The organism is Serratia sp. PL7 (genome assembly GCF_945957435.1).
Genome location: NZ_CAMFLB010000028.1, coordinates 78,120 through 95,533, shown reverse-complemented (window position 1 = coordinate 95,533; position 17,414 = coordinate 78,120). Strand labels below are relative to the sequence as shown.

The following is a 17,414-nucleotide window of genomic DNA, read 5'->3' as shown; positions in this document are numbered from 1 at the left end:
AAGCGACACCGCTATTCGTCGCTGATGACGTCTTCGCCCTGGTATGGAACCCTGATCAGCCGAGGATCTCGAATGATGCTCGTGACGAGCCAGACATATTCCTGCTCGGCGGTATCGAAGCCGAGGATGCTGAAGGATTGGCCGAAAGGGCATGGCGGGAAGTCTGGAAAGCCCTCGCGCAGAACGTAACGCTCGGGATCGCTGTGAAACTCGCTCTTGTAGACTTTCCGTAGTCCGTGCTTGCTCGGCGCGTCCTGGTCACCTGCCGGTGCTGTTTCCCGATGCTCCACAAGGCGCTCGGACAAGTCGCGGGGGCAGATTTCGTGGAACACGTCGAAGGCGTCGATCAACAGGCCTTTATGCTCTGTCGCCGGATCGGTGATCGCGTAGATGTTGGAGGCATCTTCGCCGTCGTCCCCGCTCTCGAGGCGCAACGCCGCATCGACGCGAATGCTGCATGCATCGAGGGTTGACCCTAGTTCGAGATCGACGAGATTGCCGTCCTTGACGCGGTATTCGCGGTCATAGCCGTTGGCGATGAATGACTGGACTGCTTCTAGAACGTCGGTCACCTGGGAGGTCATGGAAGCACCTTCATCTTGAACTGGATTGGACACGCTCGCGCACAAAGCGCGCTGTGACTCGGCGGACGGAGAAGCTCGCGAAGTGCGTTACTCATAGCCACTTGGCCTTCTTGAAGCGCATGAACAGGAGAAGGCAGAACACCGCTATCACTCCGAGCACGACGAAGTAGCCATATGGCGTGTCCAGTTCCGGCATGTGCTTGAAGTTCATGCCATATATTCCGGCGATCGCCGTCGGGACCGTCAAGATCGCCGCCCAGGCCGCGAGCTGGCGAGTGACCACACCGATCCTTTGCGCTTCCAGAAGGCTGCTGGCCTCGAAGACCGTGGACAGGACAAGCAGGAGGCCGTCGACCATGGACTGCACGCGGTGGACATGGTCCGCGACGTCGTGGAAATATGGTGTCATTTCGGCGCTGATGCAGGGAAAGTGGCCGCGAACGAGCTTTCGCACCAGCTCGGCCATAGCCCCGAGCGTGCGCTGGAACCGCGTGAGTTCGGACCTTAGTTCGAAGATTCGCGCCACCTCTTCTGGCCCGAGGAAATCGTGCAGCGACCGTCGCTCCATCGCCAGGACGTCGTCCTCGATCATTTCGAAGATGGGCAGATACTGGTCGACCACTCGGTGCAAGATCGCGTGCAGCACATAGTCGACACCCTTGCCGAACTGCGTCGGCGATGCCTCGAGTTGCTCCCGAAGTTTGCCCAGCGCTCCGGCATTGCCGTGCCGCACGGTGATAAGGTGATTGTGACCGGTGAAGATCGCCATCTTGCCGTAGCTGATCCGGTCGCCGACCAGCTCGGCGGTCTGGGCGACGACGTACAACTCATCGTTGTAGACCTCGAGCTTGGGCGGGCACAGCGGGTGCATGGCGTTGTCGATCGCCAAAGGATGGAGGTTATACGTCGTCTGGATCGCGCTGAGTTCGTCTGCGGTGGGCTCGCTAAGCGCGATCCAGCAGAAGCCCGAGCGATTCTCGTTTAGTTCGACGTGCTCATCGAGCCTGATTTCACGGACTCGCTTACCTTCGTTGTAATAATATGCGGCGATAATGGTCATGCAGGCCTCGCAGGAATTCGCAGGCCACGCTGTACAGCCGGTCGCGCCAGCCCGCGTTCGAGCCATGCCTGCACGTTCGAATAGCTGCTTAGGCCGAGGATGTCGCCCGCTGCGTAGAATTCGACCAGCGCATTCACCCAGCCAAACGTCGCAATGTCCGCGATCGAGTAATCATCGACAATCCATTCGCGGCCCTCCAGCCGGTGATCCAGGACCCCGAGAAGACGCCTGGATTCATCAACAAAGCGCTGCCGAGGTCGCTTGTCCTCATAGTCCTTGCCGGCAAATCGCAGGAAAAAGCCTAGCTGTCCGAAGGTCGGCCCAACGCCCGACACCTGAAAGAACACCCAGGCCAGAGTCTCGTACCGCTGGGCGGGTGTTGTTGAGATGAGCTGCCCCGTCTTGTCGGCCAGATAGATGAGGATCGCACCGGTTTCCCATATGCCAATGGGCTGGCCGTCAGGGCCAGCCGGATCGATGATCGCGGGTATGCGGCCGTTGGGATTCAACGACACGAACGCTGGATCCTTCGACTCGTTGTTCGAGATGTCGACGAAGTGGGGCTCATACGGCAGGCCAGTCTCCTCCAGCATCATCGAGACCTTGACGCCGTTGGGCGTGGGGGCCGCGTATAGTTGCAAGCGATCCGGATAAGATGCTGGCCAGCGCTGCGTGATGGGAAAGGAGGAGAGGTCTGTCATATCTGGATCCTGGCACTGCGACGGCGGCTGAATGGAATGATCTGCTTCAAGGCCGGGTTCGACGACCGCGTCGATTGACGCGGTCGTCGGAGGTTGCGAACCGGATCGGCGCGGCACTAACGGCAGCGAAGCCTATTCCGCTGCAGCCCCGGCCGCAGGGCTCACATCGCCGGCCTCATGCCGCTTTGGAAGAACCCAGTCGGGACGGACGAAGTGGCAGGTGTAGCCGCCCGGCCGCTTCTCCAGATAATCCTGGTGATCGGGCTCGGCCTCCCAGAACTCGCCGACCGGCTGGACCTCGGTCACCACTTTGCCATCCCACAGCCCCGAGGCATCCACATCGGCGATCGTATCCTCGGCGACGCGCTTCTGCTCCTCGTCGACATAATAGATGCCCGACCGGTAGGAGAGCCCACGATCATTGCCCTGGCGGTTCAGCGTCGTCGGATCGTGGATCTGGAAGAAGAATTCCAGGATGTGCCGGTAGCTCGTCACTGTCGGGTCGAAGACAATCTCGATCCCCTCGGCATGCGTGCCGTGATTACGATACGTGGCGTTCGGAATATCGCCGCCCGTGTAACCCACACGGGTCGAGATGATGCCGGGCCGCTTGCGGATCAGATCCTGCATGCCCCAGAAACATCCTCCTGCGAGAACAGCGCGCTGATGCATGTTAAGCCTCCTCTACTTGATCGAGATATTCACCGTATCCCTCGGACTCCATCTCGTCGCGCGGGATGAAGCGAAGGGACGCAGAGTTGATGCAGTAGCGCAGACCGCCGCGGTCGGAAGGACCGTCCGGGAAAACGTGGCCCAGATGGCTGTCGGCGTGTACCGACCTGACCTCCGTCCGGACCATGCCGTGTGCACTGTCCCGCACCTCGTTCACGTTTGCCGGAACGATCGGCTTGGTGAAGCTGGGCCAGCCAGTACCCGAATCGAACTTGTCCGTTGAAGCGAACAGCGGCTCTCCCGACACTATGTCGACGTAGATGCCAGGCTCCTTGTTGTCGTTGTGCTCACCCGTGAAGGGCCTTTCGGTCCCCGAATCCTGGGTAATCCGGCGTTGCTCGGGGGTCAGGCGGTCAACTGCTGCCTGTGACTTCTCAAACTTCATGATAGTCTCCAATAATTAATCTAGAGAGCTCGACACACTGTCATTTATCTTTGCAGTCATTGCGCCGACTATAGCAGTGCGCCCCAGATTTATCCAATACGCTGCGCGTATAGTTTCCATAGCGCCGAAGCTCTTCACGTCGTGATTCAGTTCCACTCATACCGGGCTGCCAGCTGCGCGATGTTCCGTATCTCGACCGTTGCCGTGGAGCCGGATACTGTCGCGATCACGACTTCGCGCTCCAAGACAAATCCGTCGATCGGCCGAGTGACGAGGCCTTGCACGGTCGGCGATCGTTCCGGAAGAATGCATATGGCGTGGCCGTCAGCGACGACCCGTTGCACCCAGTCCTCGCGATCTGATCGAAAGCGAGGTCGCATGAGCAAGTCCCGTCGCGCGAAGTGATCGAGGATCCGATCGCGAAACTCGCATTTCAGGCGATCGACGAAAGGAAACTCGAGCAGGTCTTCGCCGCGCACGATCTCGTTGGCAGCCAAGGGATGGTTTGCAGAACAGCCGAGCACGAAGCGCTCCCGAAATAGAGGATGCACATCCAGCTTGCGTTCCGGTCTTGTTTCACGCGGCATGATGCACGCGTGGTATTTTCCTGAAAGCACCTCCGATGTGTCCTCGTTCGACTGGAGCGAGTGCAGCTTGATTTCGATGGATGGCATCTCCGCCAATGCGCTCTCGAAGAATGCCGTAAATTCCTTTGGTCCGACGGTGGGCGCGACGGCGACATCCAGCACGCGGTGCCCCCCCATCGCCCAGTGCTCCGAGTGATTGCGAACGCTCTTCATCGCGACCACCATGCGCCGGAATTCTGCCTCGACGTCATGGCCAAGGCCAGTCAGGCGGCTGTTCTTCCCGTCGCGATAGATCAGCGGCCCGCCAAGCTCATCTTCCAAGCGGCGGATCGCGCGGGTCAGACTTGGCTGTGACACACCGCTCAAGCGAGCGGCCGCTGTGAAATTCAGCGTCTCGGCCAAGTTGATGAAATAGCTGACTTGATTGAGTTCCATAGTCCTTTGGCCCACGCGCCTGACTGATACCTCTTCCGTGAGACCGCCTTTGGAACGCAGGTCGCAGAAGTATGCTTGGCGCATTATAATCATGATATAGGGGCTTGTCTATATGCGCCAGACATATAAATGATAGCCTGAGATGACGATTACCGGTTGGCGGTGCGCTCCGCTCAGCTCCGTCGAAGGTTCTGAGAGCGCAACCGCCAAGCCGCGTGCTGGAGGTTTGATGGACATGGCAGGAAGATCATTTACGTTTGTCAGTGGGGCTGGCTCTCCGCTGTCCGGGCACCTCGAACCGCCGGAAGGGACGCCGCGGGGCTGGGCGATCTTCGCCCACTGCTTCACGTGCGGGAAAGACAGTCGCGCCGCTGTTCACATCTCGCGCGCGCTGTCGCGTGCGGGCATCGGGGTCTTGAGGTTCGATTTCGCCGGGACCGGGATCGGCGGTGGGACGGGAGAACCTGTGAACTTCGCGTCGGACGTCGAGGACCTTCGGGCCGCCGCAAATGCGATGGCGGCGGCGGGCATGTCACCGTCCCTCCTCGTCGGGCACAGCCTGGGTGGCACCGCTGCGATCGTAGCCGCCGCCGACATGCCTGATATTGCGGCGGTAGCGACGATTGGTGCGCCGGCCGACCTTCAGCATATCTTGCGCCTCTTCGGACCGAATGATCTGGACACCATCGCGAGCGAGGGCGAGGCCTCGGTGGAGATTGCCGGTAGGCCCTTCCTCATTCGCCGAGGGTTCCTTGAGGCGGTTGAGGGGATCGACGTCGAGAAGGCCATTGCCTCCCTGCGACGGCCGGTGCTGGTCATGCACTCTCCGCTGGATCAGGTGGTCGGCATCGACCACGCGTCGCGCATCTTCGTCGCGTCCAGGCACCCTAAAAGCTTCATCTCGCTCGACAACGCGGATCACCTTCTCACCGACGTCGCGGACGCGAACTACGCCGCGGCCATGGTGGCGGTTTGGGCGAGCCGCTTTCTCCCACCACTCAGCGCGGATCTTCCGCAGATCGAGGTTGCGGAGGGCGTCGTCGCCACCGAAACTCTTGCAGGGACGTTCCAGCTCAAGGTCCGCAGCGGCGAGCACACTCTGTTCGCCGACGAGCCAGCATCGGTCGGTGGCCTCGGGACCGGACTATCTCCCTACGAACTCGTATCTGCCGGCCTCGCAGCCTGCACGGTGATGACGATGCGTCTCTATGCGAACCGCAAGGGCTTTCCGCTCGAACGGGCGAGCACGACCGTGCAGCACGAGAAGGTGCCGGACATGATGCCACCCGACCGGTTCACCCGCACCATTGTCCTCGATGGGCCGCTGAGTGATGATCAGCGCGCTCGGATCCTCGCGATCGCTGATCGGTGTCCCGTCGATCTGAGTCTCATCCGGGGTTCGGACGTGCAGACCGAGCTCTTGAGCGCCAGTCAGGCTGCGGATCCCGCGAGGCTGGCTTGACCGTGGCGCACACGGAGGAGGGCGAACGGACTGTGAGCCAATCGCCTACCGGCAATAGGGCGGCCGCGACAGAGCGAGCAATTCTCGCAGGCGGCTGCTTCTGGGGCATGGAGGATTTGCTGCGCCGAGCCAGGGGAGTCATTTCGACGCGTGTCGGTTACACAGGCGGAGAAATGCCTGATCCGACCTACGCGAGACATTACGGCCATGCGGAAGCAGTGGAAGTGACCTTCGACCCTTCCGTTCTCGCCTATCGCTCGCTCTTGGAACTCTTCTTCCAGATACATGACCCCACGACCTACGAGCAACAAGGCAGCGATGTCGGTCCGAGCTATCGATCGGCGATTTTCTACACCACCGAAGTGCAGAAGGAAGTCGCCCTCACAACCATCGCGGAAATCGAGGCATCAGGAAGCTGGCCTGGCCCGGTCGTGTCGGAGATCAACCCAGAAGAACCCTTTTGGGAGGCGGAGCCAGAGCACCAAGAATACCTGGTGCGCTATCCTGGGGGCTATAGCTGCCACTTCGTGCGCCCGACCTGGCGGTTGGACCGCTCAGACGAACGCCCAGCTGTAATACTTGACAGAAAGAGTTGATGATGACCGAAACCGTGACTAATCAGGCCGCCTGGCAGAAAGCGCCGGGGCAGCCACTGAGGATCGGTGTCACCGCTCTGCCGCATCTGGCGGCGAACGAGATATTGATCCGCAACGCGGCCATCGCGATCAACCCACTCGACTGGATTCTGCAGGACGTCGCGCTTTTGCCATGGCTCGACTATCCCGCGATTCTCGGCAGCGACGTCTCCGGTGAGGTCGCGGCGGTCGGTGGCGCGGTCGAGCGGTTCAAGGTCGGCGATCGAGTCATCGGACAGGCGGTCGGGACAACCGTAAATCAACCTGCGCAGGGTGCGTTCCAGCACCACACGATCGTGCTGGACCACATGGCGGCGCCGATCCCCAACAACATTGCCTTCGCTGATGCGGCAGTCCTCCCGCTTGGCCTTGGCACCGCCGCAAGCGGGCTCTACGGACGGACACAGTTGGCTCTCGCGCCACCGTTACACTCGCCGACCGCGCGTCCAGAGGTCGTTCTGGTCTGGGGTGGATCGTCGAGCGTTGGCTGCAACGCCATCCAGCTCGCGGTGGCGTCGGGCTACAGGTGCGTCGCCACCGCTTCGGCGCGCAACGTCGGCCTGTTGAAGGAGCTGGGTGCAAGCGAGGTTCTTGACCACTCGAGTCCAGCCATCGTGGAAGACGTGATTGAGGCAATGCGCGGGCGCAGTCTCGCTGGAACGCTTCACGCGACCGGTCACATGAAAGACTGTTTTGCCGTAGTTGCGAGATGCGAGGGCTCGCGCCGGGTGGCAGCGACGCTGGCCCCGCCCGACGAGCGTTCATTTGGAGTCGAGGCGACGCACATCTCCGGGACGAGCCTCAAGGATGACGAGGTTGGTCCAATGATCTACCGCGAATTCCTGCCGCAGGCTCTCGCGGCGCGCACGTTCGTCCCCGCCCCTCCGGCGAAGATCGTGGGCCAGGGCCTTGAAATGCTCCAGGCTGCCTTGGAAGCCCTGAAGGCGGGTGTATCCGCAGCGAAAATCGTCGTTACCCTGCCTTGAGTGACCAGCCAGGCGGTTTTTCGCGTTCGCAGTCTGAGGTGGCCCGCACTTTGCCGATTGGGAAGCTCTACCGGGAAAACGCGTGTGGGACGCGCGCTGCGCTCCTGCCGGAGCATGCGTTCCCGAAACCTGTTCCCGACTGCTTTTCCCCGAAACTACCTATCGGACATAGAGAAATGGGAATGCAGCGAGTGGTTTGAACGGCCGCTTCCGAAACCGCGTTCCGATCAATTGAGCGGCTAAAAGTGGGGCGATCACCGACATATTAGAATGAGACCGCCATGCCCGATCGGCCGGCTTGACGCGTAGCCAAAAGAATGCGGCTGATGGTAGGCTCGCTGACATTATGAAGCCCCGCCATCTGAGCAGCGTTGAGCTGCCGCAATTGCGAGTCTCCTACGCGTCGTCGTTCTTCTCGCGGTCCACACCTCGCTCATGCAATTCGGCATCGACGGGGCAGTTCGTGCAGCCCTCGTAGCAGCACAAGCGGCAGATGCGGTATGACTGCTCGAGGTTTTCCAAGCGATTTCGGAGAACGCGTTCAGCGATGTCCGATAAGGTTTTCAGTTCGTCTGGATTAAGGATCGATAGCCCTTCGGCAATCACTTGATCGCGCGAGGCCAGGACCTCGTCGCTCGCGACCTTGCCAGTTGGAGTAAGATAGAGGGATCGCGCGCGCCCGTCTGTCGAATGCTCCCTACGCTCGATCAATCCCTCGCTTACCAATCTATCCACCAGGCGAACAGTTCCAGCATGTGAAAGGCCCACCCCGATCGCAAGCATACGGATCGAGAGCCCGGGCTTGTGCGCGAGCAACGCCAGCGCTGAGGCGGCGGGTCCAGCTTCCGGCGCCCGCGATGAACTAGCGCGAACGATGTCGTCGCTGATCATGAGTGCGAACGCCCCGAAAATGTTTCGATCTCGAGGTCCATCCATTGCCACATCTATATGTGCGCGGAGCATAGACAGCAAGCCATACCGTGGTCCTCTTCCTCCGCGCGGCTTGTGGAAAATGTCCTGTTTTAAAAGGGTTTCGGAGGATTTCGACTGATCGAGCGCGCCGAAAAAAACGGGTCCGGCTCGTTAAGGCAGCGGAACCGTTGATACCTGGCGGCTATAGGGCAAGCCTTTTCGCTCGGAATCGCCGTAGGTCGCGCCCGAGAATCACTCCGCGTCAGCGCTGTCATCCAGGCCGCGCAGGTGCAGATCAGCGAGACCTAGCTTGCCCCCGGCGTCGCACTTCCATCGTGTCACCGCGCGCGATCACGATTGTATCAATCCCATTGAGGAACAGTCCGTGCTCCACGACGTCGGGGATTGCGGCGATCGCTGCTACGATTTCGGTGGGCATGGTTATCTCGTCCAGGGCCGCGTCCATCCGTACAGGCTGGACGTTTGCCAACGGGCTATAGGCCCACCCGGAGCGCCAGCCCCATCAAGTCAAAATCCCGCAAAGGTCGCGCGTTTGCTGGGTAAAGGCATCGCCGATGAGGATGGCTTCGTGAGGCAGCGAAGCGCGAACCAGCCGCTCGACATATCTCGCTTATTAGTATATGCGTCGCGCATATACTGCAACGCCTGCCCGAAGCACGTAGACGACGTTCGTGACGTTCCCACGGGACCACTGTTGAGGAATTTTAGATGAGCATTTTCGACCGTTATGAATTTCTTGTCCCCGAGCACGGTCGGAGGGATCTTGGCCTGCTTAGATGGGCTCTCGTGATCGTATTTCTGTGGTTCGGCGCGATGAAGTTCACAGCGTACGAGGCCTATGGTATCGCCCCGTTTATCGAACACAGCCCGATCATGAATTGGCTCGGCATGTTCGGGACGCAGGGGCAAAGCTATTTCATCGGCGTTATCGAGTTATCGACCGGTCTCGTTCTGATCCTTGGTGCATTTCGTCCACTCTTCTCTGCGCTAGGCGCACTAATGTCAGCAGCGACCTATCTGATCACGCTGACCTTTTTCATCACCACTCCAGGTGTCGCGGAGCAGACTGCCGGCGGCTTTCCTGCGATTTCGGCTGCACCAGGGCAGTTTCTACTGAAGGACGCAGTTCTGCTAGCGGCGTCCCTCGTGCTGCTGCGTGCTTCGGTCCGCCACAGAGGGGCGCTTGTGCCCTCGTGACTGTGGTCCTCTCGTGACGGCGGCGTGCAAATCCTGCAGAACCTCCGCGGGGCATGGATGCTCCGTCGCGATATCGAGCCCGGAGGCGCTCAGCTGCATGGCGACGCGGTCTTCGCCCGTTTCGGCGAAGGCGCGCTCGCTTATCGAGAGAGCGGCATTCTCACACTGGCAGATGGCAGAGTATTCTCCGCGTGCCGGCAGTATCGCTATCGCTTGAGCGAGGACAGTGTTGTCGTCGAGTTCGCAGACGGACCTCATATCGGGACGCAGTTCCTCAGCTTGAGTTTCTCGCGGACGGATACCGGGTTGGAAGCGAGTGGCGTCTATGCCTGCGGAGACGACACCTACCATGCAACCTACAGGATTCTGGGGCCGGCGGCCTTTGAAGTGGTCATCATGGTCCAAGGGCCTGCAAAGGCATACGAGCTAGTCAGCCGATATTCCCGGTCGGGATAAATGCTCATGTCAGGAGGGCAAGTCCTCTGTTGCCCTTATCATGGCCGTGAAAGGCAGCGCCGGAATAACTTACCACGCGCTGCAAATCCGAAGACGATTGTCGTCGTCATCAGAAGGTAGGCGACTATCCCACCAGGTGAAAGAGTCGGAACCGCTGCGAGGATCAACCCATCATTCCCGCCGGGTATGAGCGCGATGCCGATACCCATCAATGTGCCGCCGACGATAGATCGCAGAATGCCATTGGCTGTCGGCAGTTGGAGACGCAGATTGCCTTGGCGAAAGGAGGCGGTTAGGGCGCCTGCGATCGAAGAGATCACCGCAGTGAGCGCGACCTCGCCGGCCGGCGACATTCTGAGAGGAAGGGCGCGTTGAATCACGTCTGCGAAGGTCCAGGCCGGCGAGAGTGCATATAGAAGTCCGCCAGTGATACCGAGTCCAATCATCGAAGCGCCGAACGACCAACCCGGCTTTGTTCGCAGAACGCTCTTCGTGGAAACGAAAACGAGTGCCAGCACGAGCACAACTAGGAAGGCTAGGAGAGTAACGAGGCCTGTTGCGCTCGGTTTGGAGATTAAGCTTGGCCATGTTGAATCGTAGCCGAACCTGCCATGGTCGGCAACCAAGATACCAATCGTTAATCCCAAGGGTAGAGCTAGAAGTCGCATCTCCCCATCCCCAAGCCGCGCCAGCGATCCGAGCAGGCATGTGTCATTAATGAGTGCGCCGAGGCCGAAGGCGATGGCGCCGATGAGCAGGAGGAAATTGATGCTGGTCGAGGGTGCGAGTGTTGCGCCCAGTGTTCCCGTCCAGACTATCGGGACCGCAACCAGGCCTGCCGCTGCCGACGCTGCGAGAAATCCGACGAACATTTTCGGCGGCTGTCTTCTGTGTAACTCATGAGCGGCCACCACTAAACAGGTTCCGCCTTGGTTCGCCGCATATCCGAACCCGAAGGCAAGTACGCATAGAAGAAGTTCGAGCGCAAACGATCCCATTATTTCAAGCCTGCCTGATCATATCGTCAGCCTTCTGATGCGACGTTCCAGCGTGGCGAGCGCCCCGGCTTAGCTTTACCACGGGAAGGCGCGATCCTGCTGTAGCCGCACAGATGGCAAAGGCTGACCGAGCCATCTTTGTCGAAGCCGTTTGCCACAAGGAGCCGCTCCGACAGCATGCCTAGAATGTCGAGGTCATTGGGCGACAGGGGCGAAATACATTCGGAGATCACCTGCTCCCGTGCCTTGAGCAAGGCGTCCGTTATCTTCTTCCCCGAATTGGTGAGGTGAATGAAGCGCGCCCGCCTGTCGGTGATTTGTCTTCGTCGTTCCACCAACTGTTCGCGCTCGAGCCTATCGATCAATCGCACCGTCCCGGCATGAGAAAGCCCGATCGAGGTAGCCAAAACGCTGATCGGCAGTCCGGGCTCCATGCTGAGTAACACCATCACGGCGGTCCCCGGGCCGCTTGGTGAAAACGAGGCCGAGACACTGGCGATGCTGTCTGCAACCGCCAACGCGAGTGCACCTAAATGGTACTTGGCGACCTCAGGCTCCATACCGCAAGAATATATGCTTCGCGCATAGACTTCAAGCGTGTGAAAATGTATGACCGCCGCATGCATCTATGACAGATTCGGACATGGTCATGCTCATTGAGGGGCTCAGCTCGGATTCCACATCTGAGATCAACGGACGTGCTCGTTCCCCAGGCGCTAGCGGGGGTGGGCTCGATGAAAGTGGACGTGCATGGGTGCCGCTCACCGGGCGCAGGCGGTTCGCCGATGAGACCGCCGGTATGATCGGACGGGTCTCATGCCCGACCTGACTCTTGATCTCCGATACCTGAAGTACGCCGTTCAGGTCGCCGAGGCCGGCAGCTTCCGCCGAGCGGCGGAGCGCCTATCGATATCGCAATCCACCGTCAGCCGACGTGTGCAGCTGTTTGAGCGCCAACTTGGCTTTTCTCTCTTCAAGCGTACGCGAGCGGGGGCAGGGCTGACTCCAGAAGGTGAGCGCTTCCTTCAACAAGCGGTGGTGGGAGCGCGCTACCTTCGTAACGCCGCAACGGAGATCCGCTCCGCGCGGAAACTCAAGACCGGGCTCGTGAGGTTTGGAATGCTTGAAGCGTTCCCGGCGTGCCCGATCATCAACATTCTCTCGGCATTCAGAAATAGACATCCGACGATCGAGGTAAAGCTTGAGGAAGGCACTTCAGAAGAAAACACTTTGGGGGTGAAGCGCGGATTACTGGACGCAGCAATCAGCCTGAGTGCGAGCAAGAGCCCTCAGTTCCAAGTTCGACGTCTCTGCGAACCAGATCTGTTCGTGGCATTGTCCCCGCTTCACGAGTTGGCAGCACGGCCACAGCTGTCGTGGGAGGACATTTGTGACGAAGTCTTCCTCGTTCGCTCGGATGGCGCTGGGCGTGAGCTCGCTGGCATACTCCGGCGCATGGTGGGCGCCGGAGACGGAGCGGTTCAACTCTCGATCCAACAAGTCAGCCGAGAAACCCTGCTGACGATGGTCGAACAGGGCTTCGGCTTGACCATCACCAGCGTGATCTACCGGCCGGATATCGCGTTGATCCCGCTCCCATCGGCGCGGGCGCCGACGGCCGCTATAATTTCTTCCAGTGACAACGACAACCCGACTCTGCCGCTGCTGCTGAAGTGTTTCGACACCCCCTCTAGAGCGGGGACCACGGATTAATCGGCGCTCCCCGGCGTCAACGTTCGCCTGGCTTTGGCGAAGCCACGGTCTGTCGCGATGAACCGTTGTAACATCGGGACGATTAACCGAGCTGGGTCAACAGCGGACTGACCTTGCTCTCGGCCCAATAGGTGGGCGTAGTCAACAAGGTCCTGGTGGAGAGCTGCAGGTAGCTCGACCTGTACCTTAAGCGGCTTGTCGTCCGCGATGGGGCCTAGCTTAAGCTTCGACATCATCAACCTCCATATGGCTCCAGTACCAAGTCTCGCGTCACGATAACGCGCACGGGAAATCCGGGCCGAATAGTGATCGTGGGCGCGACGTTGAGCTGACGCCTCACAATCTGCTGCCCTGCGTCGTTGATGGTGTCCTGCCCACCGTTCCGGATCGCCTGAACGAGCTGATCGTCGTTGTCGACCGCGAGTTCGGCGCCGACGCTCAGCAGTGTCGACAATCCCGCAGCCTTGGCCAGATCCCACCAATGGTAATCGACGCCATCCTGCAGCCCGGCGAACCCTTCAGCGTCAGCACCAGGCTGGCGCTCGAGAACGATCGAGCGCCCGTTCGGGAAGACGAGCCGAGTCCAGACGAGCAGGACTCGGCTCTGGCCGAACTGCACGTTGTTGTCGTACTGCCCGACCACACGAGTGCCTTGCGGCACAAGCAAGATACGGCCGGTTGGGCTGTCGTAGATGTTTTCGGTGACCTGCGCGGTGATCTGGCCGGGTAGATCGGATCGGATGCCGGTGATCAGCGCCGCGGATATCACTGCTCCCGCCTGAAGGACGTTCGGCGATACTGGCGCAGCGACGCGATCGGGCGCAACCGTCCTGCGATCGGCCGCGGCGTTCAGAAACGCGTTCTGCCGGTCCTGCGCCGAGGGCGTGGCGGGCGGCGGAGCGAGGCCAATGCTCGCCAAATCCGGCACCGGCGCGAGCGCTGGGGCAGCTCCCGCAGCAGCGGGTGTGCCCCGGCTTTCCGATCCGGAGAAGAGACGGCTGGTGCGCGCGGTCTCGATTTCCTGAAGGCGGCGCTGCTCTTCCGGGCTGATGCCGGGATTGGGCGTGGCCGTCCCGGGTGTGGGCACCGGCTGTCCGCGATCCTGGGTACTAAGGATCGGCCGGCCGAGGTCACCGGGAAGAGGGGGACCGAGCTGTGGCACGCCACTGTAATCTCGCGGCAGGCCGGCCAGTCCGTCAGCGGTCGAGCGGTTCTCGGTCGAATAGAGTTCGTCGTTCGGCCGACCGGCGTCGCGGGTCTGAAGCGCGTAGATCAGCGCACCTCCGAGCCCGACGCTGGCGACAAGACCGAGGCCGGCGAGAACCTTCCGCGACAACCGGGTGACGCGGGGCGGTTCGGCCCGCAGCCGCATCGGCGCAGGCCCGACCGGCTCGCCGGTCAGGGGCTGCGCATCGTCGTCCGGCACTTCCTCAATCCGGGGCGGGTTCTCGCTCACGAGGTCGGCCTCCCGTCTGTGCGGACGATCCTGACGCGCTTCTGCTCGCGGCCGGAGCCGAAGCGAAGTTCGGCAGCCGCGAACAGACGATCAACGATCATGTGGTGGCCGCGAACGCGATAGTTCACGAGCTCAGAGGTGTTGCCCTCGGGGCCGACGACGAAGAGTGGCGGCATCTCGCCCTGACCGATGCCGCGCGGAAACTCGATAAAGACCTGGCGTCCGTCGTCGAAGGCGCGCAGCGGCCGCCACGGCGCACGGTCGCCCTCGATCGCATAGCGGAAGTTGACGTTCGCGAGATCGACGCCGCTCGCCACCGGCTGGGCCGCCTGCGCCTCGGCGTTCTGACGGCGCAGCGCAATGAGCTGGTCTTGCGGATACTGCCATGAGACCGACGCCATATAGGTGCGCTCTGTCGAGCGCAGCTCCATGTGATAGGTGCGCATGTTGGTGTTGATGACGAGGTTTGTCATCAGGTCGGCGCGGGTGGGCTTTACTAGGATGTGGATCTGGCGCGTTGCCCCCGATCCGCTCTCGGTGTCGCCGATGATCCAGCGCACTGTGTCGCCGGCGGCCACCGGGCCTGCGCCGACAAGCTGCTCCCCGGGTTGGAGCGCGATGTCGGTGATCTGCCCGACGGCGGTATAGACTTGATAAAGCGCCCCTTGAGTCCACGGGTAGACCTGCATCGAGTTAATGAAGCCGTCGCGCACCGGCTGGACTCGTGCCGCCTCGTTTGCCTGGTTGACGCGAGCGGTCGGATTAGAAGGCTCCGGGGCACGCCGCGTCTCCTCCACACGCTGCAATTGGCCAGGCAGCGGCAGCGGCCGGGGCAGCTCGACCACGGTGACCGGCGCGGGTGGATCGACGGTCTGCACCGCCGGAGCCGCATTGTCGTAGGAAATCTCCGGCGGCGGATTGGTGGTCGCGCAGCCCGCGAGCGCGGTCGCCGCTAGCAGAACGACCGGGAATGCGGCTCTACGGAGAGCCGGGAGTACGTGTGTGTGTGAAGCCGGGTTTCCGGCTTTACGGAAATACGGCTTCATTGCCCAAGCTCCCGTGACCAGTTGATGGCGTTGACGTAGATGCCGAGCGGGTTCGCCCTGAGCCGGTCGGCGTTTCGGGGGATCTGCACGACGATCGTCAGGATCGCGGTCCAGCGCGTGGTCTCGGCGAGCTGGCCATTTTCGTATCGGCGCTCGACCCAGGCGACGCGGAAGCTGTCCGGGGACGCGCGGATGACGCTGGAGACGTCGACAGCGACCTGCTGCCGGCCGACCCGTGTAAAGGGGTCGTTGGAGCGGGCGTAGTCATTGAGCGCCATGGCGCCGCGGTCAGTCGTGAAGTCGTAGGCGCGCAGCCAGTTCTGCCGGACGATGATCGCATCGGCCGGAATGCTCCGGACCTGCTCGATGAAGCGCGCTAGGTGGAAGGCAATCTGCGGATCGGTCGGACGATAGTCGGCCTCGGCGGGCGCGACGGCCTGCGCCTGACCGATGCGATCGACTTGGACCACCCAGGGTACGATCGTCCCGCGTGCTGACTGCACGACGAGCGCGATGGCGAACCCGGCCGATAGGATCAGCGAGCCGAACGCCATGAGCCGCCAGTTCTTGGCCTGCACGCGCGAGGCGCCGATGCGCTCATCCCAGACCTGGGTGGCGCGTTGATAGGGCGTCGCCGGCTCGGGGGCCTTGCCATAATGGGTAGAGGGTCGTTTGAACATCAGCGATCGCCTTCGGAAAGATTGATGGAAGAGCCGCCGCCGTGGGCGTCGCCGGAGCGGACGGCATGGGCCGTGGCCTGGACGGCATGGGTCACGTGCTGGGATCGGCGCATCCGCTGCGCCCAGGCCGGCGGACCGCCGGCGTTCGCGGAACCGGCGGCAGCGGCGCCATCACCGGCCGCGTCACCGCCGATCGAGCCCATGGTGGAAGTGCCGCCTGTCGCCTCAAAGGCGGCCTTGCCGCCAGCGTTGAAGCTTGAGCGCATGCTTTCGGCGGCACGCGATGCGGCGCGACGCAGAGGTGAGACGGCGGCGCTGCCGCCGGCACGCACGACCCCGCCGAGACCGGAAGCGACACCGACCGCGCCGGCCTGCCCGGCTGAGCCAAGGCTGTAAGCGGTGGACGCGCCGCCGGCGATCGCAGCACCGCCACGAGCGGCGGCGGCGGCACCACCGGCCAGCGCAGCACCACCCGACGCAGCGGCGCCGACGGCGCCAGCGCCGAGCGCGACCATGCCGCCTGCGGCCAGGCCAGTGCCGACTGCTGCTCCGGCGCTGAGCTGGGGACCACCGGAGACGATGCCGCTTGCAATACCGGGACCGAAGATACCGAGGCCGAGCAGCGACAGCGCGGCGAGCACGATCGCCATCGCTTCGTCGATTGTCGGGTTCTGGCCGCCGAAACCGGATGTGAATTCTGAGAAGAGCGTCGAGCCGATGCCGATGATGACGGCCAGCACCAGCACCTTGATGCCGGAGGAGATGACGTTGCCGAGCACGCGTTCGGCCATGAAGGCCGACTTGCCGAACAGGCCGAACGGGATCAGCACGAAGCCGGCGAGCGTCGTCAGCTTGAACTCGATGAGCGTGACGAAGAGCTGGATGGCGAGGATGAAAAAAGCGAGCAGCACCAGCGCCCAGGCCAGGAACATGCAGGCGATCTGGATGAAGTTCTCGAAGAACGACCAGTAGCCCATGAGGCTGGAGATGGAATCGAGCAGCGGCCGTCCGGCGTCGAGCCCGGTCTGAGCGACCTTGCCAGGGCGCAAGAGGTCGGCCGTGGTGAACCCGGTGCCGCTAGCCTTCAGGCCGAGGCCGGCGAAGCTCTCGAAAATGATCCGGGCGAGGTTGTTCCAATTACCGATGATGTAGGCGAACACGCCGACGAACAGCGTCTTCTTCACCAGGCGGGCCATGATGTCGTCGTCGGCGCCCCAGCTCCAGAACAGCGCCGCCAGCGTCACGTCGATGACGATCAGGGTGGTGGCGATGAAGGCGACTTCGCCGCTGAGTAGCCCGAATCCGCTGTCGATGTAGCGGGTGAAGACCTCAAGAAAATGGTCAATGACGCCGGTGCCGCCCATGATC

At 61.7% G+C, this 17,414-nt stretch carries 20 protein-coding genes; 6 read left to right on the top strand and 14 right to left on the bottom strand.

All coding sequences use genetic code 11. The features are described 5' to 3' along the window. Positions 1 to 11 precede the first annotated feature (11 nt). The 6 genes from N6G83_RS46655 to N6G83_RS46630 all read right to left on the bottom strand — a co-directional run bounded on the left by N6G83_RS46655 (position 12) and on the right by N6G83_RS46630 (position 4,484). Positions 12 to 584 carry a hypothetical protein gene (locus N6G83_RS46655; RefSeq protein WP_047722653.1) on the bottom strand — a complete coding sequence of 191 codons (573 nt, stop codon included), beginning with the start codon at positions 582 to 584 and terminating at the stop codon, positions 12 to 14. A 91-nt stretch (positions 585 to 675) separates the two neighbouring features. Then, a complete protein-coding gene (locus N6G83_RS46650; protein WP_002118270.1) occupies positions 676 to 1,644 on the bottom strand; it encodes a magnesium and cobalt transport protein CorA in 969 nt (322 codons plus the stop codon). Further along, complete coding sequence (locus N6G83_RS46645) at positions 1,641 to 2,345, bottom strand: glutathione S-transferase N-terminal domain-containing protein (RefSeq protein WP_004099038.1); 705 nt, start codon at positions 2,343 to 2,345, stop codon at positions 1,641 to 1,643. Before N6G83_RS46645 ends, N6G83_RS46650 begins: the two co-directional genes overlap by 4 nt. 132 nt (positions 2,346 to 2,477) lie before the next feature. After that, positions 2,478 to 3,017, bottom strand: a complete 540-nt coding sequence (msrA, locus tag N6G83_RS46640) for a peptide-methionine (S)-S-oxide reductase MsrA (protein WP_004099036.1) — start codon at positions 3,015 to 3,017, stop codon at positions 2,478 to 2,480. A gap of 1 nt (position 3,018) precedes the next feature. Further along, positions 3,019 to 3,462 (bottom strand): peptide-methionine (R)-S-oxide reductase MsrB, encoded by a 444-nt coding sequence (gene msrB, locus N6G83_RS46635; protein WP_004099035.1) that lies wholly within the window; start codon positions 3,460 to 3,462, stop codon positions 3,019 to 3,021. A gap of 146 nt (positions 3,463 to 3,608) precedes the next feature. Further along, complete coding sequence (locus N6G83_RS46630; protein ID WP_011191349.1) at positions 3,609 to 4,484, bottom strand: LysR family transcriptional regulator; 876 nt, start codon at positions 4,482 to 4,484, stop codon at positions 3,609 to 3,611. A 229-nt stretch (positions 4,485 to 4,713) separates the two neighbouring features. Between N6G83_RS46630 and N6G83_RS46625 the strand changes: the two genes are divergently transcribed. Genes N6G83_RS46625 through N6G83_RS46615 form a run of 3 tightly spaced genes read left to right on the top strand, consistent with a single transcriptional unit; the run spans position 4,714 to position 7,567 of the window. Further along, positions 4,714 to 5,946 (top strand): bifunctional alpha/beta hydrolase/OsmC family protein, encoded by a 1,233-nt coding sequence (locus tag N6G83_RS46625; RefSeq protein WP_045269764.1) that lies wholly within the window; start codon positions 4,714 to 4,716, stop codon positions 5,944 to 5,946. 32 nt (positions 5,947 to 5,978) lie between these two features. Next, complete coding sequence (gene msrA, locus N6G83_RS46620; protein ID WP_011191350.1) at positions 5,979 to 6,542, top strand: peptide-methionine (S)-S-oxide reductase MsrA; 564 nt, start codon at positions 5,979 to 5,981, stop codon at positions 6,540 to 6,542. Further along, positions 6,542 to 7,567 (top strand): zinc-binding alcohol dehydrogenase family protein, encoded by a 1,026-nt coding sequence (locus N6G83_RS46615; protein ID WP_004357654.1) that lies wholly within the window; start codon positions 6,542 to 6,544, stop codon positions 7,565 to 7,567. Before msrA (N6G83_RS46620) ends, N6G83_RS46615 begins: the two co-directional genes overlap by 1 nt. Before the next feature lie 396 nt (positions 7,568 to 7,963). On the opposite strand, the gene N6G83_RS46610 is transcribed toward N6G83_RS46615, so the two are convergent. Beyond that, on the bottom strand, positions 7,964 to 8,458 hold the full coding sequence (locus N6G83_RS46610) for a MarR family winged helix-turn-helix transcriptional regulator (RefSeq protein WP_004099028.1): 495 nt from the start codon (positions 8,456 to 8,458) through the stop codon (positions 7,964 to 7,966). Positions 8,459 to 9,208: 750 nt separating this feature from the next. Between N6G83_RS46610 and N6G83_RS46605 the strand changes: the two genes are divergently transcribed. Both N6G83_RS46605 and N6G83_RS46600 read left to right on the top strand, forming a co-directional pair. Further along, positions 9,209 to 9,697, top strand: a complete 489-nt coding sequence (locus tag N6G83_RS46605) for a YkgB family protein (protein WP_018429614.1) — start codon at positions 9,209 to 9,211, stop codon at positions 9,695 to 9,697. Positions 9,698 to 9,721: 24 nt separating this feature from the next. Next, the gene (locus N6G83_RS46600) at positions 9,722 to 10,153 is read left to right on the top strand and encodes a DUF6314 family protein (RefSeq protein ID WP_232092758.1); all 432 of its coding nucleotides are present in this window, start codon (positions 9,722 to 9,724) and stop codon (positions 10,151 to 10,153) included. A gap of 38 nt (positions 10,154 to 10,191) precedes the next feature. Here the strand turns inward: N6G83_RS46600 and N6G83_RS46595 are convergent, their stop codons facing one another. Both N6G83_RS46595 and N6G83_RS46590 read right to left on the bottom strand, forming a co-directional pair. Further along, positions 10,192 to 11,151 carry a YeeE/YedE thiosulfate transporter family protein gene (locus N6G83_RS46595; RefSeq protein WP_103243971.1) on the bottom strand — a complete coding sequence of 320 codons (960 nt, stop codon included), beginning with the start codon at positions 11,149 to 11,151 and terminating at the stop codon, positions 10,192 to 10,194. A 26-nt stretch (positions 11,152 to 11,177) separates the two neighbouring features. Beyond that, the gene (locus tag N6G83_RS46590) at positions 11,178 to 11,600 is read right to left on the bottom strand and encodes a MarR family winged helix-turn-helix transcriptional regulator (RefSeq protein ID WP_223296479.1); all 423 of its coding nucleotides are present in this window, start codon (positions 11,598 to 11,600) and stop codon (positions 11,178 to 11,180) included. Between the two features lie 367 nt (positions 11,601 to 11,967). On the opposite strand from N6G83_RS46590, the gene N6G83_RS46585 reads away from it, so the two are divergent. Next, a complete protein-coding gene (locus N6G83_RS46585; RefSeq protein WP_103243970.1) occupies positions 11,968 to 12,864 on the top strand; it encodes a LysR family transcriptional regulator in 897 nt (298 codons plus the stop codon). Here N6G83_RS46585 and N6G83_RS46580 read toward each other — a convergent pair. From N6G83_RS46580 to trbL, 5 genes are read right to left on the bottom strand one after another with little or no spacing between them, the layout of a single operon-like run. Beyond that, on the bottom strand, positions 12,861 to 13,097 hold the full coding sequence (locus N6G83_RS46580; protein ID WP_026227538.1) for a DUF2274 domain-containing protein: 237 nt from the start codon (positions 13,095 to 13,097) through the stop codon (positions 12,861 to 12,863). The genes N6G83_RS46585 and N6G83_RS46580 overlap by 4 nt on opposite strands. A 2-nt stretch (positions 13,098 to 13,099) precedes the next feature. Next, positions 13,100 to 14,320, bottom strand: coding sequence for a TrbI/VirB10 family protein (locus N6G83_RS46575; RefSeq protein ID WP_103243969.1), 1,221 nt, complete (start codon positions 14,318 to 14,320; stop codon positions 13,100 to 13,102). Continuing rightward, positions 14,317 to 15,366 carry a P-type conjugative transfer protein TrbG gene (trbG, locus tag N6G83_RS46570; protein WP_011191356.1) on the bottom strand — a complete coding sequence of 350 codons (1,050 nt, stop codon included), beginning with the start codon at positions 15,364 to 15,366 and terminating at the stop codon, positions 14,317 to 14,319. Before trbG ends, N6G83_RS46575 begins: the two co-directional genes overlap by 4 nt. Next, on the bottom strand, positions 15,363 to 16,046 hold the full coding sequence (gene trbF / locus N6G83_RS46565; RefSeq protein WP_103243968.1) for a conjugal transfer protein TrbF: 684 nt from the start codon (positions 16,044 to 16,046) through the stop codon (positions 15,363 to 15,365). The genes trbG and trbF overlap by 4 nt, the downstream gene beginning before the upstream one ends. Next, positions 16,046 to 17,410: a P-type conjugative transfer protein TrbL gene (gene trbL, locus N6G83_RS46560; protein ID WP_103243967.1), complete on the bottom strand. Its 1,365-nt coding sequence runs from the start codon at positions 17,408 to 17,410 to the stop codon at positions 16,046 to 16,048. Before trbL ends, trbF begins: the two co-directional genes overlap by 1 nt. Positions 17,411 to 17,414: the final 4 nt, after the last annotated feature.